Genomic DNA, 24,993 nt, shown 5'->3' with positions numbered 1-24,993 from the left:
ACGCTTTCAGTAAATAAAAAGCCCGCAAAAATGAAATTGCGGGCTTTTTTTCGCCATCATCGACGCCGTGAGGGTTACTCGGTCACTTTGACCGTCTCGCCATTGAACTGAACGGTTTGCCCGGCAACGATTTTGCAGCGCTTGCGCGTTTCCGTCTGGCCGTCAACGGTCACCTCGCCTGCGGCGATAGACAGTTTGGCTGCTGCGCCACTTTCACTCCAGCCCAGCAGTTTCAAGAGATCGCACAGTTCAACGTGCGGATGCTTTTCAAGATTAAAGGTTGCCATAAATTCCTGCTTATCGGTGTTTGACCTTATCGCCAATTATTCGGCGTGGTCATGATACTCTTCGCACGCCTGTAGCGTGTTTTGAATCAGTGTGGCAACGGTCATTGGGCCGACGCCGCCCGGTACGGGGCTGATATAAGACGCTTTTTCCTGCGCGGTTTCAAATTCCACATCGCCAACCACTTTGCCGCTTTCCAGACGGTTGATACCCACGTCCAGCACAATCGCGCCCGGTTTAATCCATTCGCCAGGAATGAAGCCCGGTTTACCCACGGCGACAACCAGCAGATCGGCGTTTTCAACATGGTGGCGAAGATTTTTGGTGAAACGGTGCGTGACGGTAGTCGTACAGCCTGCCAACAGCAGTTCCAGACTCATCGGGCGGCCAACGATATTAGACGCGCCGACGACAACGGCATTCAGCCCGAAGGTGTCGATATTATAACGTTCCAGCAGCGTGATGATGCCGCGTGGCGTACAGGCGCGTAGCATTGGCGCGCGCTGACACAGGCGACCCACGTTGTAAGGGTGGAAGCCATCCACATCTTTACTTGGCGCGATGCGTTCAATCACCTTGGTGTTATCGATGCCTTCCGGTAGCGGAAGCTGAACCAGAATACCGTCAATCGTCTGGTCGGCGTTGAGCTGGTCGATAAGCGCCAAAAGCTCAGATTCCGTTGTGGTGATGGGCAAATCATAAGAGCGGGAAATAAAGCCGACTTCTTCACACACCTTGCGCTTGCTGGCGACATAAATCTGTGACGCCGGATTTTCGCCGACCAGCACCACAGCCAGACCCGGTGCGCGTTTTCCTTCTGCTAAACGCTGCGTGACTCGTGCGGCAACTTCGTCTTTGACCTGCTGCGCAATCGTTTTACCATCAATAATCTTTGCTGCCATCTGAGAAGAGACCCATCAATTTGAAATAGGGGGAGGTGGCCGCTATTTTGTCAGAAGCTGCGCGTGCTGTCAGGTCTTGCATCAACATTAATTGTTTCTATACCCGTCATACTTCAAGTTGCATGTGCGTTGGCTGCGTTCACTCACCCGAATCACTTACTTGAGTAAGCTCATCGGGATTCCCTCGCTTGCCGCCTGCCTGAAACTCGAATTATTTAGGGTATATGTCCCAATTATTCTTGCTATTCATTCACCTCTATACGGTTTTTGCCGCCATTTTTGGCGCGATACAGTGCAGCATCGGCGATATCGATAACGGATGACGCCGCTGGTGGTGGGTTATCGGCGCGGAACACGTAGACACCGGCGCTAATGGTGACGATTTTTTCCGGGAATAGCGTGGTTTCATGCGGGATCTTTTCTTCGCGTACTAAATCCAGCGCACGCTGAGCCAGCGCGGCAGCGCTTTGTTTATCTGTCTCCGTGATGATGATAGCAAACTCCTCACCGCCATAGCGGGCGACCAAATCCTCGTTACGTCGCAGCATATTGCTCAGGAGGTTACCGATCTTGCGCAGACACTCATCGCCTGCCACATGCCCATAGTGGTCGTTATATTTCTTGAAGGCGTCGACATCGATCATGATCAGCGCGATACACTGCTGCTTCTCCGCAGCCTGCAATAGGGTTTGTTGCAGGAAAATATCGAACTGGCGGCGGTTGGCTAAGCCCGTCAAGCCATCGAACAGCGCCAGCGTTTGTAGCGTGTGGTTAACCGACGTGAGTTCATCACGCACGATGGTTAAATCGATCTGATTTTTCAAATTCATACGAATCTGTCTCAGCACGATCAGACCGAGTAGGATAATCGTGAACAGCAGAATTAAGGTAATGGCGCCGTAGACCAGACTGTCTGCTCTCCATTTTTCGAGCACTAGCCCAAGATCGTAACCTGCTGCGATGACGATGGGGTAGCGTTTCAATTTGGTGTAACCATAAATACGTTCGATGTGATCGAGTGTGGAGACAAAGGTTGCCGTGCCACTTTCGGACTGTTTCAGATGCTCTGAAAAGAGCGGGCCGCTGGATACATTCCGGTTAACGTATGAATCGTCGTAAGGTCGACCATACAGGATCCGTCCATCGGAAAGCAGGATGGCGAGCACATCCATGTTCCCCAGCGAGTAGTAGCCATAATACTGTTTGAAGTAGCTCAGCGAGAGTGTGGCGAGCAGCACGCCGTTAAAACTGCCGTCTGGCTTATTGATACGCATGGAAACGGGAATGATCAGATCGCCCGTAGAGCGGCTCTGAATCACGCTGCCGATATGCATGGTCTGGCTGACGTTGTTCTGGTGATACTTGAAATACTCTCGGTCGGCGTTATTGGCATTGGCTGGTTTTGATATTCCTGAGTTCACCAGCCATTCGCCTTTGTCATCGTAAATGAAGAGGCCATGCAGCTGCGGCAGCGCTGCTTTACGGCTTTTTAGAATATCGCCCAGACGATTCAATTGTGTGGGGGATTGGCCATCCTGTTCGATGCGCTCTTGTAAATCCTGCAACAATATATCGACTTGTAAAAACGTATCTTCGGCATGGCGGGCTAGCGACAGCGACAGATTTTTGGCGTTTCGCTCTGTGGAATCGATAAGCTGTTGGTGAGAATTGAAGACAGCCCATCCGTTCAGCGCCACTACTGTGGTGATGATGAATAGCATAAAAACAATCATCAATTTTTGGAGCGGCATTTGATACTGGTTGGCTCTGTCGTGCGTGCTGGCCTTCATTGTCCTTCCCATCCTTAGCCAGAGAGATGACTGATGATAAGTGTAGACGCTCTCGCCATTTGCGCCGTTATTGATGAGACTTTCTTATGTTTTTTGTCGGTTATTATCGAATCCTAAGTCGTTTTGATAATAAAGTAACGCCTCTACACACTATCTCCATGTAGCCTTGATAAAAAATTGAAAATAAACCGGTATCATCATGTTTATTCGCCAATATCATCTAAGATAAATGACGTCGTGTTACATAAATTCATGAAAATTTGTTTTCACGCTAATGATTTAAAAAAGTCACAAGGTGTAAGAAGATCTTTATTTATCATTAAATACGCTATGTTTAATTGGCGTTTAACTGGAATTGTTAATGATAAGGATGCTGTGCTTCTGACGTTATCGACGGATAAAGTAACAGTGTATTTGTGAATGGTAGCGATGCATCGCGGGAGAGGAACAAGAAATAAATTGACATGTTACCCCTCTATTCAGATGAAAACAGAAGAAAGATACTGCGGCGAAATAGGTTTGTTTAGCCAGTAATGAAATAAAGAGCCCTTCATGAAAATAGCGATTAGCGGAACGGGATATGTCGGTTTATCGAATGGATTATTATTAGCGCAACAGCATCAGGTTGTGGCGTTGGATATTGTGGCTGAAAAAGTGGCGCTGTTGAATCAAAGAAAATCGCCGATTAATGACGCCGAGATTGAGCGTTTTTTACAACATGAAACGCTGAATTTTTCTGCGACGCTGGATAAGCATGAGGCGTATACCGATGCGCAGTTCGTGATTATCGCTACGCCGACGGATTACGATCCGCAAACCAACTATTTCAACACGTCGTCGGTAGAGGCAGTCATTCGCGACGTGCTGGCGATTAATCCGCAGGCCATTATGGTGATTAAATCGACGGTGCCCGTTGGCTTCACCGAGAAAATCAGCCAGCAGTTGGATACGGATAACGTCATTTTTTCGCCCGAGTTTTTACGTGAGGGAAAGGCGCTACACGACAATCTTTACCCGTCGCGGATTGTGGTGGGCGAGCGGTCGGAAAGGGCACGCTTCTTCGCTAACCTATTGATGAAATGCGCATTAAAAAAAGATATTCGCGTGTTGTTTACCGACCCAACCGAAGCTGAAGCGATAAAATTGTTTGCAAATACCTTTCTGGCGATGCGTGTGGCCTACTTTAACGAGTTGGACAGCTATGCCGAATCGCTGGGGCTGAATACCCGGCAGATTATTGAAGGCGTATGTCTCGATCCGCGTATTGGCGATTACTACAATAATCCGTCGTTCGGCTATGGCGGCTACTGTTTACCGAAGGATACCCGGCAGCTTTTGGCGAATTATCGTACCGTGCCGAATAACCTGATCAAGGCTATCGTGGACGCTAACCATACGCGGAAAGACTTCATTGCCGACACGATTATCCGTCGCCATCCGAAAACCGTCGGTGTCCACCGCCTCATCATGAAAGCGGGATCGGATAATTTTCGCTTTTCTTCCATTCAGGGGATTATGAAAAGGATAAAAGCGAAAGGAATCAAGGTGGTAATTTATGAACCTGGGATTGATGATGATGATTTTTTAGATTTTCCTATCATTCATCAACTCGACAGTTTCAAACAACAGTGTGACATTATTATTACCAATCGTTATTCCGATGAATTAAAAGATGTGATGGGCAAAGTCTATACACGAGACTTATTTGGCGAAGATTGATTTCTTGCTGTAAATCAATAAAGCGACATTTTGTTATTCGGTTATTCGCGGAAAGTTCATTTTTGCATTGTAATTAATTATGTCTTTTTTCGTTGTTTCATGTCGTGCTGTTTATCTGTGGTTTTATGATTATCGCAATAAATTAAGGTTGGCTTAAGGCTTCGTTATTTAGACTGCGGAATGATGATTTCTCGCCATTATTTATTTGGGGAATACGTTATGACGGATTTTTTGCCTTTTTCCCGCCCGAACATGGGTGAAGAAGAAATTGCTGCCGTGGCGGAAGTATTACGATCCGGCTGGATAACCACGGGGCCGAAATGTCAGCAATTAGAGCAGGCGTTTTGCCAGCGAATCGGGTGCCGACAGGCGATTGCAGTCAGTTCGGCGACGGGCGGCATGCACGTCACGCTGATGGCGCTCGGTATTGGCCCCGGCGACGAAGTGATCACGCCGTCCCAGACCTGGGTTTCAACCGTCAATGTCATCACGCTATTGGGCGCGGAACCGGTGATGGTCGACGTGGATCGGCATACGCTGATGGTGCGACCGCAGGATATTGAGGCGGCTATCACACCGAAGACCAAAGCGATTATTCCCGTGCACTATGCTGGCGCTCCGGCAGATTTGACGGCGCTGCGCGCACTCAGCGAGCGCTACGGCATCCCGCTGATTGAGGATGCGGCGCACGCCGTCGGTACGCAATATCGTGATGAATGGATCGGCGCGCGCGGAACCGCCATTTTCTCGTTTCACGCGATTAAAAACATCACCTGTGCGGAAGGTGGCATGGTGGTAACGGACGACGACGCGCTTGCTGAGCGCATACGCAGCCTGAAGTTTCACGGGCTAGGCGTGGATGCGTTCGACCGGCAGTTGCAGGGGCGCAAGCCGCAGGCTGAAGTGGTGACGCCGGGATTTAAATACAATCTGGCAGATATCAATGCAGCCATTGCGCTGGTTCAGTTGGATAAACTCCCGGCGATCAACGCCCGCCGTCAGCAGCTTGCTGCGCGTTATCTCACCCAGCTGCGCTCATTGCCGCTCCAGCCGCTAGCTGTGCCTGATTATCCCCATCTGCATGCCTGGCATCTGTTTATGGTGCGCGTGGATGAAACACAGTGCGGCATTTCACGCGATGATTTGATGGCGGCGTTGCAGGCGCACGGCATTGGCACCGGGCTGCATTTCAGAGCGGTGCATACACAGAAATATTACCGTGAGCGCTATCCCCACTTGCACCTGCCGGCAACGGAATGGAATTCGGCGTCGCTGATGACGCTGCCGCTGTTCCCCGATATGCAGGACAGTGATGTTGATCGCGTCGTCGCGGCGCTAACCTCGATTCTGGAGTCTGTTCGTGATTGATGACATCAAAAATGTTTCCGTTGTGATCCCCGTTTATAACGAAGAAGAGAGTTTGCCGGTGCTGATCGAACGCACGCTGGCGGCCTGTCAGAAGATCGGTAAACCCTGGGAAATTATTCTGGTTGATGACGGCAGCAGCGATCGTTCGGCGGATCTCCTGACCGAAGCGGCGAGCGACCCGGAAAAGCACATTATCGCCGTGCTGTTGAATCGCAACTATGGCCAGCACTCGGCTATCATGGCTGGATTCCAGCAGGCGGTGGGCGATGTGATTATCACGCTGGATGCCGATTTGCAGAACCCGCCGGAAGAAATTCCACGGCTGGTGGAGTACGCCGCGCAGGGGTATGACGTGGTCGGCACTGTGCGGGCAAACCGGAAGGATTCGCTGTTTCGCAAGCTGGCCTCGAAAACCATCAACATGATGATCCGGCGTTCAACCGGGAAATCGATGGCGGATTACGGCTGCATGCTGCGCGCGTATCGTCGCCATATTGTCAGTGCGATGCTGCGCTGTCACGAACGCAGCACCTTTATTCCTATTCTTGCCAACACGTTTGCCCGGAAAACCATCGAGATCGATGTGCTGCACGCCGAACGCGAATTTGGCACGTCCAAATACAGCTTTCTGAAGCTGATTAACCTGATGTACGACCTGCTGACCTGCCTGACGACGACGCCACTGCGCATACTCAGCCTGATTGGCAGCGTCGTTGCGCTGTCGGGCTTCCTGCTGGCGCTGCTGTTGATCGGCCTGCGTCTGTTCTTCGGTGCGGAATGGGCTGCAGAAGGCGTGTTCACGCTGTTCGCCGTGCTGTTCATGTTTATCGGCGCGCAGTTCGTCGGGATGGGGCTCTTAGGGGAATACATCGGCCGTATCTATACCGATGTCCGTGCCCGGCCACGCTATTTTGTGCAAAAAACAGTGAGTGCAGCAACGCCACTGGCTACCACTTTACGGGATGAAGAAGAATGAAAGCGATCGTATTTGCCTACCATGATATCGGCTGTGTCGGCCTCGAGGCGTTAAAGCTCGCGGGCTATGAGATTCAGGCGGTGTTCACGCACAGCGATGCGCCGGGCGAGAACCACTTCTATGGCTCCGTGGCGAAAGCGGCTGCCGAGATGGATGTGCCGGTGTTTGCGCCGGAAGACGTTAACCATCCGCTCTGGGTGAACCGCATTCGGGAACTGGCACCGGATGTTATTTTTTCCTTCTATTACCGCACGCTATTAAGCGATGACATTCTCCAACTGCCATCGTTTGGCGCATTTAATCTGCACGGTTCACTGCTGCCGCGCTATCGGGGACGGGCGCCGGTGAATTGGGTGCTGGTGAACGGTGAAACGCAGACGGGCGTGACGTTGCACAAGATGGTGTCTCGCGCCGATGCCGGCGATATCGTCGCGCAATCTGTGGTGGCGATTGATGAGGAAGATACTGCGCTGACGCTGCATGGCAAGTGTCGTACCGCCGCGGCCGCTCTACTGGCGCAGCAGCTACCGCTGATCCGCTCGCGTGAGATTACGCTGACGCCGCAGGATGACAGCCAGGCCAGTTACTTCGGACGTCGCACGGCGGCTGACGGGCTGATAGATTGGCAAAAAAGCGCCCGTGAGATTAACAATCTGATCCGCGCGGTGACGGAACCGTATCCGGGCGCGTTTACGTTCCTCGGTGAGCGCAAAGTGATCGTCTGGCGTGCTCGTGTAGTGAAGATTAATCGCATTCAAAACAGTGATGTGAAAGCCAATGGTGTGAAGCATGAACCGGGCGCGATTCTCTCGACGTCGCCGCTGGTGGTGTCCTGTGGTGAAGACGCGCTTGAGATCGTCAGCGGACAGAGTGAAGCCGGACTGTATATGTCGGGCAGCCGACTGGCGGCGGAAATGGGGATGGTGCCACAGGCGAAACTGGGTAACCTCGCCAGCCGTGTGCAACGACGCCGCACGCGCGTTCTGATCCTCGGCGTGAATGGTTTTATCGGTAACCACCTGACCGAACGCCTGCTGCGCGACGATCGCTATGAGATCTACGGGCTGGATATCAGCTCGGATGCCATCGCCCGTTTTCTTGGCGATCCGCGTTTCCATTTTGTGGAAGGCGATATCAGCATTCATAACGAATGGATCGAATACCACATCAAGAAATGCGATGTCATTCTGCCGCTGGTGGCGATTGCCACGCCTATCGAATACACCCGTAACCCGCTGCGTGTGTTTGAGCTGGATTTTGAAGAAAACCTGAAAATCGTGCGCGACTGCGTGCGCTACAACAAACGCATTGTCTTCCCGTCCACCTCGGAAGTGTACGGCATGTGTGATGACAAAGAGTTTGATGAAGATACCTCACGCCTGATTGTCGGGCCGATCAACAAGCAGCGCTGGATCTACTCCGTGTCCAAGCAACTGCTGGATCGGGTGATCTGGGCGTACGGTGCGAAAAGTGGCCTGCGCTTTACGCTGTTCCGTCCGTTTAACTGGATGGGGCCGCGTCTGGATACGCTAGACGCGGCACGTATCGGTAGCTCCCGTGCGATTACCCAACTGATCCTCAATTTGGTGGAAGGATCGCCGATCAAGCTGGTGGATGGCGGGGCGCAGAAGCGTTGCTTTACCGACATTCATGACGGCATTGAAGCGCTGTTCCGCATTATTGAAAACCGCAACGGTCAGTGTGACGGGCAGATCATCAACATCGGTAATCCGCATAATGAAGCCAGTATCCGCGAACTGGGTGAAATGCTGCTGACCAGCTTTAATGCGCACCCGCTGCGTGACCGTTTCCCGCCGTTCGCCGGGTTTATTGACGTGGAAAGCAGCAGCTATTACGGCAAAGGCTATCAGGATGTCGAGCACCGCACGCCGAGCATTCGCAACGCCAAACGCCTGCTGGCATGGGAACCGACGGTGAAGATGGATCAAACCGTCGCGGAAACGCTGGACTATTTTCTGCGTACCGTTGACCCCCAGCACACTGCTGACGCCAAGGATGCGCAGGGATGACGCGTGTTGGCCTGCGGATAGATGTCGATACCTGGCGCGGTACGCGGGACGGCGTGCCCGCGCTGCTGAATGCGCTGGCAGAGTTCGATATTCAGGCGAGCTTCTTTTTTAGCCCGTCGGACCGGACAACATGGGGCGTCACCTGTGGCGTCTGCTGCGTCCACGTTTCTTATGGAAGATGCTGCGCTCCAACGCGGCCTCGCTCTACGGCTGGGATATCTTGCTGGCCGGTACGGCGTGGCCGGGGCGTCATATCGGTGCGCGGTTTGGCTCGCTAATCCGCCAGACGCACGACGCAGGCCATGAAGTCGGGCTACATGCCTGGGATCATCACGGCTGGCAGGCGAATGTCGCCCGCTGGTCGGATGTGCAATTAGCCGCGCAGTTCCGTGAAGGAATGGACGCGCTGACGTCGATACTGCCATCGCCAGTGCGCTGTTCCGCCGTGGCGGGCTGGCGAGCTGATTCGCGCGTTGTTGAGATGAAGCAGCGCTGGAATCTGGACTATAACAGCGACTGCCGCGGCACTCGACCTTTCCGACCGCGCCTGGAAAATGGTGAGTTGGGCACCGTGCAGATCCCGGTCACCTTGCCGACCTACGATGAAGTCATCGGCGAGCGCGTGAGCGACGGTGAATTTAACGACTTTATTCTTGAGGCGTTCCAGCAGGATCGCGGCGTGCCGGTCTACACCATCCATGCGGAAGTTGAAGGTGGCGCGAAGCTGGCGCAGTTCCGTCAGATGCTGCTTCGTGCCCGCCAGCAGCACATCGAATTTTGTCCGCTTTCCGCATTACTGCCTGATGACCCCGCCACGCTGCCCGTCGGGCGGATTGAACGCGCGCCGTTTCCCGGGCGGGAAGGCTGGCTTGGTGTGCAAACGGAAGAATAAATAAAGCAGGAGATAGTATGGAAAAAGGCATGATAAAGCTGAAAAGCACCGTGATACTGGTGCTATTTGCTTTGCTCTACCTGTTGCCGCTTAACGGCCGCTGGCTGTGGTCGCCGGATGAAACGCGCTATGCCGAAATCAGCCGCGAGATGCTTCAGCGTGGCGATTGGGTCGTGCCGCATTTGCTGGACGTTCGCTACTTTGAGAAGCCTGTTGCGGGCTACTGGTTGAATAACATCAGCCAGTGGTTATTAGGTCATACCAATTTTGCCGTGCGCTTTGCCTCGGTATTTTCTACTGCGCTGAGCGCGCTGCTGGTGTTTTGGCTGGCGATGCTGCTGTGGAAAAACCAGCGTACCGCGCTGCTGGCGGCGACGATCTATCTGACGTCGCTGCTGGTGTATGGCATCGGCACCTACAGCGGGCTCGATCCGATGGTGACGCTCTGGATGACGGCGGCGCTGTTCAGCCACGTGCTGATTCAGCGCGCCACGCTGACGCGCGAAAGGCTCATGGCCTGGGGGCTGATGGGGCTGGCTTGCGGCATGGGATTCATGACCAAAGGCTTTCTGGCGCTGGCCTTGCCGGTCATCAGCGTGCTGCCGGTGGCGCTGGCGCAAAAGCGGATTAAGGAACTGCTGCTGTTCGGGCCGCTGGCGATTGTCGTCGCGGTATTGCTGAGTGCGCCGTGGGCGCTGGCGGTGCATGCGCGAGAAGCCGATTACTGGCATTACTTCTTTTGGATTGAGCATATCCAGCGTTTTGCAGAAGACGATGCGCAGCATAAAGCGCCGTTCTGGTATTACCTGCCGGTGCTGATTGTCGGCGCATTCCCCTGGCTGGCGCTTCTGCCGGGCGCATTGCGCAGCGGTTGGACGGAACGAAAAGCGAACCCGGAACGGTTCCTCCTGCTGTGCTGGATGGTGATGCCGCTGCTGTTTTTCAGCATCGCTAAAGGCAAGCTGCTGACCTACATTCTGCCGTGCTTTGCGCCGCTGGCGTTGCTGATGGCGGCGTGGATTTCCGGGTTGGTGCCTGCGGTACGCGAACGTGTATTGCGCATTAATAGCTGGCTCAACATAGCTTTCGGCAGCGTACTGGCGCTCGCGGTTGCCGCGCTCGGCCTCGGCATCATTGTGCCGCATTTCTATCAATCGGGAGAAGGGCTGACCATCGTCTCGGGTGTCGTCTGTTTTATCGGCTGGATTGCCTTTGCCGCTGTCAGCCTGAGGAAATCGCGATCGTGGGGCTATCTGGTGGCGGGCTGTCCGCTATTTCTGGCGCTGCTCGTCGGTGGAAGTATTCCGGCGAGCGTGGTCGATTCAAAGAACCCTCAAACCTTTATTCGTAGCCATCAGCCGTTGCTGGAAAAGAGCCTCTATGTGCTGAGCGATGAGGTTGGGCTGGCGGCCGGACTGGCGTGGGAACTGAAGCGCAGCGATATCACCTTATTCAAGGCGCGGGGCGAACTGAACTACGGGCTGAATTATGCGGATGCTGCTGATCGCTTCGTGGATGAGGGGGCTTTCCCTGCCTGGCTTGCGGAGAAACGGCGTAGCGGAAATGTCGCGCTGGTGCTGAAGGTCGATAGGGATACCGATGAAGAATACCGCAGTCTGCCTGCCCCCGATCAGTTGAAAAAATCGCACCGCTACGTGCTGCTGTTTTATAAGCAGATAGCGCCATGAGTTATCTCTTGGTGGCTATCGTCTGCCTGCTGACCAGTTTGGGGCAACTGTGCCAGAAACGGGCAGCAGAGTGCTGGCGGCGTTTACCCACAGATCGGCGTCAACGTGTGGCGTTGGGATGGCTGATACTGGCGGCTCTGCTGCTCGGCATCGGGCTGCTGCTGTGGCTTGTGGTGTTGCAGCAGATCCCGCTCGGCGTGGCGTACCCGCTGCTGAGCATCAATTTTGTGCTGGTCACGCTGCTGGCGCACTACGGGTTTGGCGAACGTGTGGACAAGCATCACTGGTGGGGCATTGCGCTGATTATCACCGGTATCTATCTGATGCAGGGGGGATGATGGCGAAAAAAGGCTATGTCTGGGCGATTGGCAGCATTGTGCTCGCCAGCACCGCGCAGGTGTTAATGAAAAGCGGGATGCTGGCGCTGCCGAGCATTTCCATCGCGCACTGGCCGTCGCTCAGCACGTTGCTGGCCGGCTGGCCTGCGGTTGCGGTGCTAATCGGGATGCTCTGCTACGGCCTGTCGATGGTGTGCTGGTTCATGGTGTTGCGCTATATGCCACTAAGCCGCGCCTATCCGCTGATTAGCCTGAGCTACGCGGTGGTTTATCTGGCGGCGATTTTCCTGCCGTGGCTGAACGAACCGATGAGCCTGCGCAAAAACCTCGGCGTCCTGATCATTCTGCTGGGCGTCTGGCTGGTGAGTCGTAACGCGCAGACGGCGCGATAAGCCGCCTACGCGTGCCAGTGGCGATTGATGTTATTGACTGAAAATGTGTGCCGCACCGTTCACGCTCAGGCTGACCTGCTGGCCGACGGCAAAAGCGGCGTGGCTGACGGTTTTCAGTTCAATGATGTCGGTTTCTGCGTGATGGACGTGCAGCGTCAGCGTCGAGACGAAGCCGGAAAAATCAACTTTACGGATGGTCGCGCGAATCGTTGCTGCGCTATTCCCCTCAGCGCTATCAACCTCAACGCCCTGAATCACGATCTGCTCTGGCCTGAGCATGATTCTTGCCTTGCCGCTTGCGGTTGGGCGATCCACCGCGATGCGCCCAAGCAGACAGTCAGCCTGACCGCCGTCGATCTGTGCATCGAGAATTAGCGTTTCGCCGAGGAAGGTTGCGATGTCTTCGCTGGCGGGCTGGTGGTAAAGCGCCCACGGCGAGCCGGATTGCGACAGCTGACCGTCGCGCATGACGACAACGTGGTCAGCAAAGGACAGTGCCTCTCCCTGATCGTGGGTTACCAGAATCGACGCCACGTTAGCCTGCTGCAATACGTCCATCACCGCTTTACGGGTGGCGGCACGCAGGCCGGTGTCCAGCGCGGAAAAAGGTTCATCCAGCAGCATCAACTTAGGGCGCTGCGCCAGCGCGCGAGCCAGTGCGACACGCTGCTGCTGACCGCCGGAAATCTCATGCGGTGAGTGCTTGCGCAAATGCGCTGGAAGAGAAACCAGCGCCATCAGCTCATCCACGCGCTTTTGCTTTTCTGCCTTCGATCCTTTGAGTCCAAATGCGATGTTATCCGCGATACAAAGATGCGGGAACAGCGCGCCGTCCTGCGGTACATAGCCGATTCCGCGCTGATGGGCAGGAACGGAAAGCCCGCTATCGCAGAGCGTTTGCCCGTTCAGCGTGATGACACCGGTATCCGGTTTTTCAAACCCGGCAATCAGGCGCAGCAGCGTGGTTTTCCCCGAACCTGACGGACCGACAATCGCCGTGCGGCGGCTGTTTTCTAGCGTCAGATGAATGTCAGACAGCACGGTGCGCCCGTTAAAACTTTTGCTGACGCGATGGAGTTCCAACATGATTACAGCCCCGCCATTTTTTGTGATTGCGTGTAGAGAAACCAGGTCCACGGCAGCGACAGTAGAACCAGAATAAGCGCGTAGGGTGCCGCCGCCGGATAATCAATCTCACTGGTGAGCGCCCAAAAGCCAGTCGCTAGCGTGCGGGTGCCGTTGGGCGCCAGCAGCAGCGTAGCGGTCAGCTCGTTGATGATCGCCAGAAAGACGAGCGTTGCCCCGGTGGCGACGCCGGGCGCGGCCAGCCGAACGGTCACGGTCATTAACGTCTGCAATGGCGAACGCCCCAGACTGGCGGCGACCTGTTCCAGCTCCACCGGAGCCTGTGCGATACCGGCGCGTAGATTAACCAGCGCCCGTGGCATAAACATCAACAGGTAAGCCAGCAGCACGGTGAATTCGGTCTGATAGAGCGGCCTGATAATGTGAATCGTGGTGGTCACCAGCGCCAGCGCGACGACGATACCCGGCAGAGAGCTGGTGATGTAATTACACCCTTCCAGAAACCGATACAGGCGGCTGGGGTGGCGAATCGTCAGCCAGGCCATCGGGATCGCCGCCAGCGTCGTCAGTGCGGCACCGCTCAGCGCCAGTGTCATGGTCTGGCGAAAGGCATCAAGCAGTTCGCGGCGCTGCCACACCTCCCAGCCGCCAAACCACAGCCAGCGAGACAGCGTAATAAAAGGCACGCCGAGCGTTAGCAGCACCAGCGTCGCCAGTAGCAGCAGAGCCAGTAACAGCGGAAGCCGCGACAGGCGTACCAGTGTGACAACCTGTGGCGCGCCAGAACCGACATGGGCATAGCGCGTGACGCCGCGCACGCGGGCATCCGCACACAGCAGAAACAGGCACAGCAGCGCCAGCACACCGGCCAGCATGTTAGCCGCCGGACCGTTAAACGTTGACTGGAACTGATCGAAAATCGCGGTGGTAAAGGTATCGAAGCGGATCATGGCGAACAGGCCATACTCCGCCAGCAGATGCAGCGCAATCAACAGCAGTCCGCCGCCGATAGCCAGCTTTAGCTGCGGCAGCACCACGCGGAAAAATACAGTAATGGGAGGCACGCCCAGCGTAGCCGCGACATCTTCCAGCGCGGGGTTAAGCCGTCGCAGAGTCGCGGCACAGGGCAAATACAGAAACGGCAAATAGGCGACGACGGATAAAAACACGCCAGCTGGTAGACCGTGCAGGCCGGGCGCGGTACTGATCCAGGCATAGCTTTGTACAAAGGCGGGTATTGCCAGCGGCGCGGTGAGCAGCAGTGACCACAGGCGTCGGGCGGGCAGGGTGGTACGTTCCGTCAGCCAGGCCAGCAGTACGCCGAGCACCGTGCAAATCGGCAGCGTCAGGACAACCAGCAGCACCGTGTTGGTCAGCAGTTCGCCGACGCGAGGGCGCAAGAGCAGCGAGCGCGCCGTTTCCCAACCGGTATCAATGCTCACGCCAATCACAAAGCCCAGCGGAATAAACCCCAGCAGCGATAGCGTCAGGGCGACGATCGTCAGCAATGCCGCTGGCTTGCGTAATGGCGGAGAAGGGGCGGTGAACGGGGTGGTTTCGCTGTAGCTAACGTTTGTCATACGGCCTGTGGCTGCCTCGTTAGGTCGATATTTTGAGACGATGAAGCCGCGCTGAGCGGACATTCGGGTGAGGATTCGTCAGGACGCGAACGCCCTGACGAAAGGAGCTGTCGTTGTAATCTAAGTATTGCAATCTATGCGTGACAACTCACGTATTACAACAGACCTGCCTGCGTCATCAGATCCACGACTTTTTTGCTGTTGAGCTTGGCGGCATCGACTTTCGGCGCATCCAGATCTTTCAGCGGAACCAGTTTGTCATTTGAGGCCGCGTTGACGCCAACGGCATATTCAAAGGCATCGTTGGTGCGTAAGATCTCCTGACCGGATTTGCCGGTAATCCACTTAATGAAGGCCTGTGCGTCTTTCGCATGTTTGCTGGACGCCAGCACGCCGCCGCCGGAAATGCTGACGAACGCGCCCGGATCTTTATGCTTGAAGTAGTACAGCTTCGTGTTGTTACTGTTTTCGCCGGTTTTAGCCTGATCGACAAAACGGTAATAGTGATAGATCACGCCGCTATCAATCTGACCCGCGTTCACGGCTTTCATTACCGTGCTGTTGCCTTTGTAGGCGGTGAAGTTTTCTTTCATGCCTTTCAGCCACGCCTGTGTGGCTTGCTCACCCTTCAGCTCCAGATAGGCGCTGACGATAGCCTGAAAATCTGCGCCGGATGGAGAGGCGGCCCAGCGGCCTTTCCATTCTGGTTTCGCCAGATCGGCTAAAGATTTCGGCAGTTGAGCGTCGGTAAATTTGGTCGGATTGTAAACAAAGACGGTGGAGCGTGCGGCAATCCCGATCCAGCGGCCGTGGGATGGACGATAGTCAGACGGCACCTGAGCAAGGGTCGTGTTATCCAGCGGAGCAAAGAGATTGGCGTTATCGACCAGCACCATTGACGGTGAATTCTCAGTCAGGAACACATCGGCAGGGGAGGATTTCCCTTCCTGCACCAGTTGGTTGCCCAATTCGGTGTCGCTGCCATTGCGCAACGTCACCTTGATGCCGGTTTCTTTGGTAAAACCGTCAACCCAGGATTTCACGAGGTTTTCATGTTGGGCATTGTAAATCACAATCCCTTCATCGTTTTCTGCTGCGGTTGCCGATGCGCTGAGAGCCAAACCGGAAGCGAATAAAACGGCAGAACTCAGCAATCCAAAACTAAGCTTCATATTATTTACCCTTATCAATACCTGTCGTATTTGCGTATGGCTGGCTTACATGTGAAGCCCTGAGCCACTTACGATAGCTACGCTAGCTTAGCGACACAGGCCGATAGGTAGCGGCAGTCGACGATGGATTCTACATATTGATAATAATAATGATAGTTATTATTATTTCGCTTTCTTAAGGTTAAATTAAGGTTTCGGTGGGTGTGATCTTTCGGTCATCACTTTATTTCAAGGCGTGTCGCGGTATGAATTTGTATAAATCTATCGTCTAAAAAACAGGTTGACGTATCTGTGAAATTTATTTCATCGGAAATGAGACATAACGTCATGATTTACAGAAACAAATCCTGATTGATCATCTATATTTACTCTGCAGGCTGTGAGTAGCGATACAACAAATGCACCGTACTTGCTTCGGTGTCACGTGCGCTTGTCTGCAATTTGGGGTTAATTGACCGACAAAAAGGTGACACAGCAACTGATATTCGGGGGATGGAAGAATGGATGTAGAAACGCGGATGATTGAGCTTATCGTTAAATCTGGCGAAACACGTTCCTGCGCAATGGAAGCGCTGAGATCCGCTCGCCGTGGCGAGTGGGATCACGTCGATGAATTATTAAAAATGGCGGCGGTGGCGCTGAACCGGGCGCAGTTGATCCAGACCGGATTTATTGGCAACCAGAGTAAGGAAAAAGCCAATATCGAACTTATCGTGGTGCACGCGCAGGATCACCTGATGAATGCGATGCTATGCCGTGAGCTGGCTGAAGAGATTATTGAACTCAGAAAAGAGGTCTCTGGCGTCAATCTTCACCTGCGCTAGCCGCATCGCGGAGCAAAGGAAAAAGCCATTCAGTTTCACGCTGAGTGGCTTTGCTGTTTCTACCCGTCGCTATTTTTTATCGCGACGCTTTCCTTAGGCTATTTCCCGTTTTCGTACTGCTCGTCGCTGACTTTTTCCAGCCATTCGACCGGGCTGCCGTTAAGCGATTCGGCAATGGCAATGTGCGTCATGGCCGTTTGTGCTGTCGCGCCGTGCCAGTGTTTTACGCCTTCAGGTATCCAGACGATATCGCCCTGATTGATCTCCTGAATCTCGCCGCCCCATTCCTGAAGCCAGCCCCGACCTTGCGTGACGATCAGCGTCTGACCGAGCGGATGGGTATGCCATGCCGTGCGGGCACCGGGTTCAAAGGTGACCGTCGCGCCACCAACCCGAGCCGGGGCGGTGCCCTGAAAGGGCGCATCGAGACGTACATTACCGGAAAAATAGCTTTCCGGGCCAGATTGGGACGGGTGTGAACCACTGCGGGTAATTTTCAATTTTTCCTCCGTTCCGGCAATCGCAGCCGGGGCTAGCATGGATAACATCACGGCAGGGGCAGCAAGTCATCTCATGGAAAGCGTAGCTGTTATTGAAAAATTTGTAGTTATTGAAAGATTCGTTGTGATTGAATCATTCAGGGTTGGTGAAAGATAAAAGACAGCGACTGTGAAAAACGTTACTGCGATTTACGTAGAAGCACCAGAGGACAAAACCCGCAAGCGGCTATGAATTATATTCATTAATTACGCCGCGCAATGCGGGGATGCTATGTCCCGCTGCTGATTTTCAGCGTGGCGTAATGAGCAATTGACCGTTTCACATGGATATCATTCATGGCACCACTCTTCGGACACTCTGATGTTAAAAGAAAATTTTAATGACCTCATTTCGTTCCTTGTGGTGGCAAGAGAACGTAGTTTTACCAAAGCGGCGGCGAAGCTTGGGCTTTCCCAGTCGGCGCTAAGCCATTCGATTCGCGGCCTTGAAGAACGACTTGGCGTGCGTTTGCTGACCCGAACCACGCGCAGCGTCGCACCGACGGAAGCGGGGGAGAAGCTGGCGCATAGCCTCGGCCCGCACTTCGCAGATATTGAAAGCGAGCTGGTGGCGCTGGGCGACATGCGCGAACGGCCTGCGGGAAATATTCGTATCACGGCGGGGGAGCATGCGGTTGATTCAATATTATGGCCAGTGCTAAAGCCATTCTTGGCGAATTATCCCGATATTAACGTCGAAATCACGGTGGATAACGCCTTAGCCGATATTGTTCTCGGCCGCTTTGATGCGGGCATTCGCCTAGGTGAACAGGTGGAAAAAGACATGATTGCCGTGCGTGTCGCACCGGAAATGAGCATGGCGGTGGTCGGTTCCCCTAACTATTTCGCCCGCAATCCTGCCCCCGCAACGCCACAGGATTTGCAGCATCACCGCTGTATTAACATGCGTCTGCCGACGATGGGCGGCATTTATGCGTGGGAATTTGAAAAAAACGGTCGGGAAATCAAGGTCCGCGTTGAGGGACAGCTGACTATGAATAGCCTGCGCCAGCGGATTGACGCGGCACTCATCGGGCTCGGTCTGGCCTATGTGCCGGAAGATTCGGTACAAGATGACATTGCCAGTGGGCACCTGATCCGGGTGCTGACGGAATGGTGTCCACCGTTCCCCGGCTACTATCTGTATTATCCCAGCCGTAAACAGCATACCACTGCCTTCTCACTGTTTGTGGAAGCACTGCGCTACCCGCGTTAGCGGTTAGGATGGAACGTGTTTGATTGCGGATTTTCTGGCTTATTTTTCTAATTAGCCGTATTTCATCGTTGGAGGGTGATGTTATGATCGGCACGACTCGTTCTAGTTGGTAGTAAATCTGGCGTTCAGATCACACCATTTGGACAGGGTTCCTTCCGAGTGATCTATTAGGTTTATCAGGAGAATTAGATGCTTCAGGCCATTATGCAAGGAAAAGCAGGCAGAGTGGAAATAGAAGGGAAAGCGCCAGAGAGCTGGCGTAATGTCTTTAAAAAACGAGAGGATTTACTGACGGCAGCATTTTGGACACGAATTGGTTATTTGAGTGCAGAAAGTCGTTTCCTGTTTATTCGTGAATTTCTCGGCTTATCGAAATCAGAATTAGGTGAATATCGTCAGGTGAATTTTTGGCCTCGTTATTCGCTAACAATGAAAAATGTTGACCAGAACAGTGTCGAATCTGATGTTGTTTTAGAGTTTGAAAAAGCCGATATTTTGATTGAAGTTAAACCACCTGAGGGCGGTTGGCAGTATCATCAACAATGGCAACGAGAGATTACTGCTTATCATCAGGATGAGCGAAGAAAAGAACAACTCTTTTTTATTGCACTAGGAAATATTCCCAAGTCGTTAGGGAAATTTAATTATAATTTAATCGAAAAACACAGAGGTAATACAAGGGTAATACAGCGAGAGTGGCATAATGCTAAAAATGCATTACTGTCTTTACAGAAAATCGGTATTCATGAGCAGCATATTGTTCGGGATTGTCTGTCCGCACTTTCCTTATATGGTATCCGAGTGGCGATGCCAGAGTATAAAAATTTATCTCAGCTTATTACTTCGCTCCCTCTGCATGAGGGGACTGAACATATTTTCTCTTCTTTTTATCACAGCAAATAAGGACGTTAAAAATGAATGTTGAGGACTCGCTTCAACAAGTCAGACAAGCACACCGTATCTGCGCCGGGTTTTATCAGCAGGTATTACCCCGGATAGAACGAGTAGGGGAATTGATGAGTGTGCAGTTTTTGCAGTGGAACCCGATTAGTTTTGATACGTCACCATCAAGAGGCGTAAACCCATTCAAGCGCTGGGGATGGAGATTTTTACCATTGATAGATACTTCTTTTACATTCATAAAAAAATCCTCTTCACGCTATTTCTGCCCAAATGATTATATTTTGGATATCAGGCTTATCACCGATAGTGAACTGGAATGGGAACATCGTAAAGAGGTCTATGCGGAGCAAGAGCCAGACGCCTGTGAACTAAATAAAATGGCAAAACAGACAGAGACTTATCTGGCAATCTATCTATTTAGCCCAATTAAGCAGATACATAATAACAATGAGGTATTCGATCGGATTTGGCGTCATGCTGCTTATCCTGAGCTTGAATCTGAGGTTGAATTGGGTAATAAGGGGTTGGTTAAAACAATAGGCTTCAAGTTTCTTCTCACCGATTTTGTACAAGAAAATGGGCCAGAAAAGCTGGTTGAAAAAATAAAGCAGCACTTTTCCTTGATGGACATTGAGGAATAACATAGGTATCTCAAGTAGTCGCGTTAGGGTGCTCGCACAACATGAGTGCTGTTCTGGCAATATACTAAGGAGTGATTTATTAGTTCGCCATCATTAGTGCTATAGAAATTCTGGGGATCTGTGCTGACGATCCCCACCGTATTAATGTCTGGATCGTTCACACTGATTTTTAGCTTCACCATTTCTGCTGGTGGCAAGGGCGCTTTCATCATAGAACGATATTTCATACACGCTGGCGTTTCATCAGTAGGGGATTTTTTCGTGCTGGATGAGCAAGCGATAACAAACAGGGTTATTGAGACGATTAATAACCGAGGGAAAGTGGTCTGATAATTTTCATCGATTCTCCTTTTAGTTTTTTCAATTACGTATAGCCCTGTAAAACGTGAGGGTGAATACCGAGTGAATAAGTAAGAACACATGTTTATTAAGTTAACATTAAGAAAAAAGTTTGTCAGATGAAATAAAGAGGAAAACGAGGATTACGCGATAAGGTACTTATTCATCGTACCAAAGATTCCTGAACCCCACCATCCCTACAATTGTTAGCAAACTGAGTCTTAACCGGTTCCCGCCACCGAGCTTTTACTACCGCATATTCAAACCGCGTAAGTGATAGTGGATGCAGGAGAACCCTTCTCCTGTCTCGATCGCGCGGGGCTCGTCAGCCTTATTCTGTGACGGACATAAACACTGTACATACCGTTACACAGCAACGCTCATCATCGCAGATAAGCCTGGTATATAATCCAAAAATACAGGGATGAATTTACTGTGAAGATAGAAAATCACAAATTTTAAACAAATTAACACTATGTCATTTTACTTTTAGATGAAAATTAAAAATACTCTCGGTCTACATATCCTGATGGCCACTCTCGCCATCTTGTTTCTTAGCGTTCCCCCGCTGGTGACGAGCGTTGATCCTGCGCTAACGTTCCAGCCACTGATTAAAACAATGGAAGGAACGGTAAAGGAACAAAAGGAAAAGATAGCCACCATTTCCCATGCTTTACAGGGAAATGCGATTTTCTTTCTTGGGGCTTCCGAGGTCTCTACATCTGAAGATGAACATTACGCAGTATATAATTACTTTAATAACCAGCTACACCGCCCGGTAGTGGCCTATGGCGATAGCTTTGTCGATAACGTCACACATTTTTTGCTGTTTTCGCGTTTTAAAAATGAGCTTAATGCAAACAGTAAAGTTGTTTTGCTGCTGGCACCCGATAGCTTTTATTCAGACGGTATTCCGCCGGCCATTTTTGCCAACAATTTTCCCGCATCTATTTTTGATCCGCTGATGAAGGATGACCAGACGCGTCCCTTTCTGGTCAATTATCTACAACATATCGATAAAGAAGATATAAGCCATTTAACGTTCGGCCAAATGAAAGTCTATGGTTGGGATCCGCAAATTATCTGGCAGGAAGTCAGTTATCAATTTGCAAATTTCTGTGAGCTGATAAAAAACTACTGGCTATCGATATTACATATTGTCCCTCAGTCCGCACAACCGTGGCCTCAGCAGCAAGCTGCCAACATGACTCCAGACTGGAATCGCGAGTTGGATCAGGCTCGTGTGCTGAACCAGTCCCGCCAGCAAAGTGCAGACACATTGTGGATGGATAAATCTGTTTTTGCCGACGATAAAACGCCGGAAGAGTGGGATGACGCGCCGATTATTCCGGCGCAGATGGAGGCATTACGGGCGACGATCAAACTGCTGAAAGCGCGCAACGTCCAGTTTGTCGTCATCGTCGATCCGATTAATCCGTGGGCGATTAATAATTCCGAGAAATTTCAACCGGTCGATAGCCAGATTAGGTCGATGCTGGAAGAAAATCAGGTTCGCTATTTTGATATGTATGCGCAGCCTTATCAGAACGGCTGGAATTGGGATCGCCTGCACCCAACCGAACCGGCATGGGTCGCGATGGATCAATTTATTGCAGAGAGTTTTAAATGATGAAATCTGCCATTCGCCTTTTTTTCCTTTATCTCTTTCTGGCAGTCACCATCGTCGCGTGGACGTCTGTTGATGAAAGCATGAGTTTAAAAGTGCATTTTGAATATCAAAAATTCTGAAGGATGAATGATGTATAGTTCCGGGGCATTTTTTTTCTTTCTGTTTTCATCCGCGTTACTGTTTGCGCTGGTTAATCGCGTATTCCGTTATCGGCTGACGTATTTATCTGCCTTTTCCATACTGGCGGTATTCGGCTGGGGATATATTTTCCAGGGGGATTATCTGGTTCCCGTGGCGGTGTTCCTGAGCTTTTATATTCTCGTCACCTTAAAAGAGAAAGGCTGGTTAAAAACCTGGCAGGCGGTCAGCCTGACGCTACTGCCGCTGTTTTTGGTGAAATTACACCTTAATAACCACTGGGGCATGATCGGCCTGTCCTTTATGACCTTCCGCGCCATTGATGTGCTGCTTTATCGCAGCAAAAAAGATGGCCAGAACTTCCTGCACTACTTCTGCTACCTCTTTATGCCTTTTATTATTCTGGCTGGCCCGATGTATCGCTGGCGGACATGGGTGAGTGACATTAATAAACCGGTCTTCACGATGACCCGTGAACAGTTTTTAGTGGCGATGGAGCAGATTTTTACCGGCATTATTCAGAAGTTCTTATTTGCCATGCTGATCAATAATCTGGTGATTGAGTCGTGGAGCCAGCGCCCGTTTACGTTAAGCGTGGGTGTCGTGATGTCACTCGCCTACAGCGCCTATCTTTATTTTGATTTTGCTGGCTACAGCAATATGGCTATCGGGGCGGGGCGCTTATTTGGCCTGAATATCCCAGCCAACTTCAATCTGCCTATTTTGGCGAAAAACCCGCAGGACTTCTGGCGACGCTTCCACATCAGCCTGTCTGAATGGCTGAGGGATGTGGTCTTTATGCCGATTTATATGAATCTGATGAAGCTCGACTTTTTCCGACAGAACAAAACGTTGGCACAGAATATTGGCATCTTCTGCACCCTGTTTTGTATGGGGGCATGGAACGGGCTTGAACGACACTATGTCATCAGCGGCGCACTGTTTGGCGCCATTTCCGTTGCCCACAATATGTTGCAGTGGTCAGCCAAACGCAGTCCGGCGCTGAGCAATTGTCTGCATCATCCGGTTATTGTGTTCATCGGTCGAATTCTGACGCTGGCAAGCGCCGCGGCCTCCCTCTACATCTTTAGCGGAATGTCCCCACTATGAACCTTCACTCAGAGCTTCAGGAACTACAAGATTTCCTCCGGGCGGCATTACTCGATCCCGCGAACCCAGATCAGTTGGCGATTAGCGGCAGCGATGACGCGATGACCTGGCAGCAGCTATCCGTCGCCGTGACAGACTGGTCACAGCGCTATCAGCATTGCCAGCAGCCCGCGGGGCCGCCAGTCGTGTTATATGGTCATCAGCAAGCTGAGTTTGCCGTGGCGATCTATAGCTGCCTGCTGCATAACATCCCGTATATTCCGGTGGACTGCATCTATCCTCAGGAGCGGCTCAACGAGATTTGCCATCTGGCAAGCGCGCCTTATTACTACGATGTGGCAACCAAACAGTTCATTGCTACCGGTGAGGCAGGGCAGACGTTGGTCGAGCAAGATCTTGCCTATATCATGTTTACCTCCGGCAGCACTGGAAAGCCTAAAGGGGTGCAGATCGGGCGTGAAAGCCTGTGGCACTTCATGAAGTGGGTGCGCCAGGACTTTTCGCTGCCGGACCTACCGGTACTGATGAACCATGCAGTGTTCAGCTTCGATCTCTCTCTGATTCCGCTGTTGGCGAATCTGGCGACTGGGGGGCACATCGTTCTGAATGCGAAAGAGGATATCGCGGCAGAAAACTGGCTCGATCGCCTGAAAGACAACGACGTTTCCGTCTGGGTTTCAACGCCATCCTTCGCTTACCAGAGGCTGCTGTCTCCCCAGTTCAACAGTGAATATTTACCTGAACTTAACGTCTTCGTGTTCATTGGAGAAGTGCTCAACAAGGCGCTGGTAAAACAGTTACGCCGCCGCTTCCCGCATGCCAAAATTCTCAACTCCTATGGCCCAACGGAAGCGACAATCGCGACCACCGTCATCGAAATCACCGATGAAATCCTGCACAGTGAGAACGATCTGCTGCCAGTCGGCGCGATGATGCCGGACTCCAGAATGGAAATTACGTCTGAGGGCGAACTGATCATTTGGGGCAAAAACGTGATGCGCGGCTACCTCGGGCTGGCAAAAGAGAATGCGGAGAAACTGCTGTATCGGGAGAGCGAAGCATTCCGGGGCTATAGAACCGGTGACCTGGGCTACGAGGACGGGCAGCTATACTGTCAGGGACGCAATGACAGCCAGATCAAACTGAATGGCTATCGCATTGAAATCAATGAGATTGAAAACCGTCTGCTGGCGATATCCGACATCAGCGAAGCGGTTGTTCTGCCACTGATGAAATCGGGCGGTGGCGTTCTGCGCATCGCGGCGTTCTGCGTGACGAACTTAGCGCCAGAAGCGATTAAAACGTCGCTCTCGAAGGTCATTCCGCCTTATATGGTGCCTTCCCAAATTATTATCAAAGATGCGTTGCCGCTTAATCCTAACGGCAAAATTGACCGTAAACTGCTGGACAGCCATGCCCGCACGATCTAATGACT

Annotated in this window: 21 protein-coding genes and 1 pseudogene; 15 read left to right on the top strand and 7 right to left on the bottom strand. The window is 52.2% G+C overall.

Features of this window, described 5'->3' with window-relative positions; translation table 11 throughout:
* Window positions 1-74 precede the first annotated feature (74 nt).
* From ybcJ to HP572_RS13445, 3 genes are all read right to left on the bottom strand, one after another.
* Window positions 75-287: a ribosome-associated protein YbcJ gene (gene ybcJ / locus HP572_RS13455; RefSeq protein ID WP_205550059.1), complete on the bottom strand. Its 213-nt coding sequence runs from the start codon at window positions 285-287 to the stop codon at window positions 75-77.
* 36 nt (window positions 288-323) lie between these two features.
* A complete protein-coding gene (gene folD, locus HP572_RS13450; RefSeq protein WP_180788364.1) occupies window positions 324-1,187 on the bottom strand; it encodes a bifunctional methylenetetrahydrofolate dehydrogenase/methenyltetrahydrofolate cyclohydrolase FolD in 864 nt (287 codons plus the stop codon).
* Window positions 1,188-1,429: 242 nt separating this feature from the next.
* A complete protein-coding gene (locus HP572_RS13445) occupies window positions 1,430-2,977 on the bottom strand; it encodes a sensor domain-containing diguanylate cyclase (protein ID WP_240583481.1) in 1,548 nt (515 codons plus the stop codon).
* 552 nt (window positions 2,978-3,529) lie between these two features.
* Between HP572_RS13445 and HP572_RS13440 the strand changes: the two genes are divergently transcribed.
* The 8 genes and pseudogenes from HP572_RS13440 to arnF all read left to right on the top strand — a co-directional run bounded on the left by HP572_RS13440 (window position 3,530) and on the right by arnF (window position 12,380).
* Window positions 3,530-4,696 (top strand): nucleotide sugar dehydrogenase, encoded by a 1,167-nt coding sequence (locus tag HP572_RS13440; protein WP_240583480.1) that lies wholly within the window; start codon window positions 3,530-3,532, stop codon window positions 4,694-4,696.
* Window positions 4,697-4,915: 219 nt separating this feature from the next.
* Complete coding sequence (arnB, locus tag HP572_RS13435; protein ID WP_240583479.1) at window positions 4,916-6,064, top strand: UDP-4-amino-4-deoxy-L-arabinose aminotransferase; 1,149 nt, start codon at window positions 4,916-4,918, stop codon at window positions 6,062-6,064.
* Window positions 6,057-7,040, top strand: a complete 984-nt coding sequence (gene arnC / locus HP572_RS13430; RefSeq protein ID WP_039503106.1) for an undecaprenyl-phosphate 4-deoxy-4-formamido-L-arabinose transferase — start codon at window positions 6,057-6,059, stop codon at window positions 7,038-7,040. The genes arnB and arnC overlap by 8 nt, the downstream gene beginning before the upstream one ends.
* Complete coding sequence (gene arnA, locus HP572_RS13425; protein WP_240583478.1) at window positions 7,037-9,070, top strand: bifunctional UDP-4-amino-4-deoxy-L-arabinose formyltransferase/UDP-glucuronic acid oxidase ArnA; 2,034 nt, start codon at window positions 7,037-7,039, stop codon at window positions 9,068-9,070. The genes arnC and arnA overlap by 4 nt, the downstream gene beginning before the upstream one ends.
* A pseudogene (arnD, locus tag HP572_RS13420) lies at window positions 9,067-9,962 on the top strand (4-deoxy-4-formamido-L-arabinose-phosphoundecaprenol deformylase). The gene arnA and the pseudogene arnD overlap by 4 nt, the downstream one beginning before the upstream one ends.
* Window positions 9,963-9,979: 17 nt before the next feature.
* Complete coding sequence (gene arnT, locus HP572_RS13415; RefSeq protein WP_240583477.1) at window positions 9,980-11,650, top strand: lipid IV(A) 4-amino-4-deoxy-L-arabinosyltransferase; 1,671 nt, start codon at window positions 9,980-9,982, stop codon at window positions 11,648-11,650.
* Window positions 11,647-11,988, top strand: coding sequence for a 4-amino-4-deoxy-L-arabinose-phosphoundecaprenol flippase subunit ArnE (gene arnE, locus HP572_RS13410; protein WP_240583476.1), 342 nt, complete (start codon window positions 11,647-11,649; stop codon window positions 11,986-11,988). The genes arnT and arnE overlap by 4 nt, the downstream gene beginning before the upstream one ends.
* Window positions 11,988-12,380 carry a 4-amino-4-deoxy-L-arabinose-phosphoundecaprenol flippase subunit ArnF gene (arnF, locus tag HP572_RS13405; protein ID WP_240585756.1) on the top strand — a complete coding sequence of 131 codons (393 nt, stop codon included), beginning with the start codon at window positions 11,988-11,990 and terminating at the stop codon, window positions 12,378-12,380. Before arnE ends, arnF begins: the two co-directional genes overlap by 1 nt.
* 30 nt (window positions 12,381-12,410) lie before the next feature.
* On the opposite strand, the gene HP572_RS13400 is transcribed toward arnF, so the two are convergent.
* The 3 genes from HP572_RS13400 to HP572_RS13390 all read right to left on the bottom strand — a co-directional run bounded on the left by HP572_RS13400 (window position 12,411) and on the right by HP572_RS13390 (window position 16,218).
* Window positions 12,411-13,466 carry an ABC transporter ATP-binding protein gene (locus HP572_RS13400; protein ID WP_240583475.1) on the bottom strand — a complete coding sequence of 352 codons (1,056 nt, stop codon included), beginning with the start codon at window positions 13,464-13,466 and terminating at the stop codon, window positions 12,411-12,413.
* A gap of 2 nt (window positions 13,467-13,468) precedes the next feature.
* A complete protein-coding gene (locus tag HP572_RS13395; protein WP_240583474.1) occupies window positions 13,469-15,046 on the bottom strand; it encodes an iron ABC transporter permease in 1,578 nt (525 codons plus the stop codon).
* Window positions 15,047-15,201: 155 nt separating this feature from the next.
* A complete protein-coding gene (locus tag HP572_RS13390; RefSeq protein ID WP_240583473.1) occupies window positions 15,202-16,218 on the bottom strand; it encodes an iron ABC transporter substrate-binding protein in 1,017 nt (338 codons plus the stop codon).
* 500 nt (window positions 16,219-16,718) lie between these two features.
* Between HP572_RS13390 and HP572_RS13385 the strand changes: the two genes are divergently transcribed.
* Window positions 16,719-17,042 carry a PTS lactose/cellobiose transporter subunit IIA gene (locus HP572_RS13385; protein ID WP_205550035.1) on the top strand — a complete coding sequence of 108 codons (324 nt, stop codon included), beginning with the start codon at window positions 16,719-16,721 and terminating at the stop codon, window positions 17,040-17,042.
* A 98-nt stretch (window positions 17,043-17,140) separates the two neighbouring features.
* On the opposite strand, the gene HP572_RS13380 is transcribed toward HP572_RS13385, so the two are convergent.
* Window positions 17,141-17,581 (bottom strand): cupin domain-containing protein, encoded by a 441-nt coding sequence (locus tag HP572_RS13380; protein WP_371745270.1) that lies wholly within the window; start codon window positions 17,579-17,581, stop codon window positions 17,141-17,143.
* Between the two features lie 322 nt (window positions 17,582-17,903).
* On the opposite strand from HP572_RS13380, the gene HP572_RS13375 reads away from it, so the two are divergent.
* The 6 genes from HP572_RS13375 to HP572_RS13350 all read left to right on the top strand — a co-directional run bounded on the left by HP572_RS13375 (window position 17,904) and on the right by HP572_RS13350 (window position 24,988).
* The gene (locus tag HP572_RS13375; RefSeq protein ID WP_240583472.1) at window positions 17,904-18,797 is read left to right on the top strand and encodes a LysR family transcriptional regulator; all 894 of its coding nucleotides are present in this window, start codon (window positions 17,904-17,906) and stop codon (window positions 18,795-18,797) included.
* Between the two features lie 189 nt (window positions 18,798-18,986).
* Complete coding sequence (locus HP572_RS13370) at window positions 18,987-19,700, top strand: hypothetical protein (RefSeq protein ID WP_240583471.1); 714 nt, start codon at window positions 18,987-18,989, stop codon at window positions 19,698-19,700.
* Window positions 19,701-19,711: 11 nt separating this feature from the next.
* Window positions 19,712-20,341 carry a hypothetical protein gene (locus HP572_RS13365; protein WP_240583470.1) on the top strand — a complete coding sequence of 210 codons (630 nt, stop codon included), beginning with the start codon at window positions 19,712-19,714 and terminating at the stop codon, window positions 20,339-20,341.
* An 832-nt stretch (window positions 20,342-21,173) separates the two neighbouring features.
* A complete protein-coding gene (locus HP572_RS13360) occupies window positions 21,174-22,310 on the top strand; it encodes a D-alanyl-lipoteichoic acid biosynthesis protein DltD (protein WP_240583469.1) in 1,137 nt (378 codons plus the stop codon).
* A gap of 129 nt (window positions 22,311-22,439) precedes the next feature.
* A complete protein-coding gene (locus HP572_RS13355; protein ID WP_240585754.1) occupies window positions 22,440-23,558 on the top strand; it encodes a membrane-bound O-acyltransferase in 1,119 nt (372 codons plus the stop codon).
* On the top strand, window positions 23,555-24,988 hold the full coding sequence (locus HP572_RS13350; protein ID WP_240583468.1) for an AMP-binding protein: 1,434 nt from the start codon (window positions 23,555-23,557) through the stop codon (window positions 24,986-24,988). The genes HP572_RS13355 and HP572_RS13350 overlap by 4 nt, the downstream gene beginning before the upstream one ends.
* Window positions 24,989-24,993 lie beyond the last annotated feature (5 nt).

The organism is Pectobacterium sp. PL64, assembly GCF_022477975.1.
Classification (GTDB): Bacteria; Pseudomonadota; Gammaproteobacteria; order Enterobacterales; family Enterobacteriaceae; genus Pectobacterium; species Pectobacterium jejuense.
The sequence above is the reverse complement of the archived record's forward strand: the minus strand, read 5'-3'. Positions and strand labels throughout refer to the sequence as shown.

Bases quoted from the DNA above. Each gene is read 5' to 3' on its own strand.
- HP572_RS13395 (WP_240583474.1), bottom strand. From the start codon at position 15,046: ATGACAAACGTTAGCTACAGCGAAACCACCCCGTTCACCGCCCCTTCT.
- HP572_RS13360 (WP_240583469.1), top strand. From the start codon at position 21,174: ATGAAAATTAAAAATACTCTCGGTCTACATATCCTGATGGCCACTCTC.
- HP572_RS13370 (WP_240583471.1), top strand. From the start codon at position 18,987: ATGCTTCAGGCCATTATGCAAGGAAAAGCAGGCAGAGTGGAAATAGAA.
- ybcJ (WP_205550059.1), bottom strand. From the start codon at position 287: ATGGCAACCTTTAATCTTGAAAAGCATCCGCACGTTGAACTGTGCGAT.
- HP572_RS13355 (WP_240585754.1), top strand. From the start codon at position 22,440: ATGTATAGTTCCGGGGCATTTTTTTTCTTTCTGTTTTCATCCGCGTTA.
- HP572_RS13365 (WP_240583470.1), top strand. From the start codon at position 19,712: ATGAATGTTGAGGACTCGCTTCAACAAGTCAGACAAGCACACCGTATC.
- HP572_RS13385 (WP_205550035.1), top strand. From the start codon at position 16,719: ATGGATGTAGAAACGCGGATGATTGAGCTTATCGTTAAATCTGGCGAA.
- arnA (WP_240583478.1), top strand. From the start codon at position 7,037: ATGAAAGCGATCGTATTTGCCTACCATGATATCGGCTGTGTCGGCCTC.
- folD (WP_180788364.1), bottom strand. From the start codon at position 1,187: ATGGCAGCAAAGATTATTGATGGTAAAACGATTGCGCAGCAGGTCAAA.
- HP572_RS13390 (WP_240583473.1), bottom strand. From the start codon at position 16,218: ATGAAGCTTAGTTTTGGATTGCTGAGTTCTGCCGTTTTATTCGCTTCC.
- arnF (WP_240585756.1), top strand. From the start codon at position 11,988: ATGGCGAAAAAAGGCTATGTCTGGGCGATTGGCAGCATTGTGCTCGCC.
- arnB (WP_240583479.1), top strand. From the start codon at position 4,916: ATGACGGATTTTTTGCCTTTTTCCCGCCCGAACATGGGTGAAGAAGAA.
- HP572_RS13350 (WP_240583468.1), top strand. From the start codon at position 23,555: ATGAACCTTCACTCAGAGCTTCAGGAACTACAAGATTTCCTCCGGGCG.
- HP572_RS13440 (WP_240583480.1), top strand. From the start codon at position 3,530: ATGAAAATAGCGATTAGCGGAACGGGATATGTCGGTTTATCGAATGGA.
- HP572_RS13400 (WP_240583475.1), bottom strand. From the start codon at position 13,466: ATGTTGGAACTCCATCGCGTCAGCAAAAGTTTTAACGGGCGCACCGTG.
- HP572_RS13445 (WP_240583481.1), bottom strand. From the start codon at position 2,977: ATGAAGGCCAGCACGCACGACAGAGCCAACCAGTATCAAATGCCGCTC.
- HP572_RS13375 (WP_240583472.1), top strand. From the start codon at position 17,904: ATGTTAAAAGAAAATTTTAATGACCTCATTTCGTTCCTTGTGGTGGCA.
- arnT (WP_240583477.1), top strand. From the start codon at position 9,980: ATGGAAAAAGGCATGATAAAGCTGAAAAGCACCGTGATACTGGTGCTA.
- arnE (WP_240583476.1), top strand. From the start codon at position 11,647: ATGAGTTATCTCTTGGTGGCTATCGTCTGCCTGCTGACCAGTTTGGGG.
- HP572_RS13380 (WP_371745270.1), bottom strand. From the start codon at position 17,581: ATGCTAGCCCCGGCTGCGATTGCCGGAACGGAGGAAAAATTGAAAATT.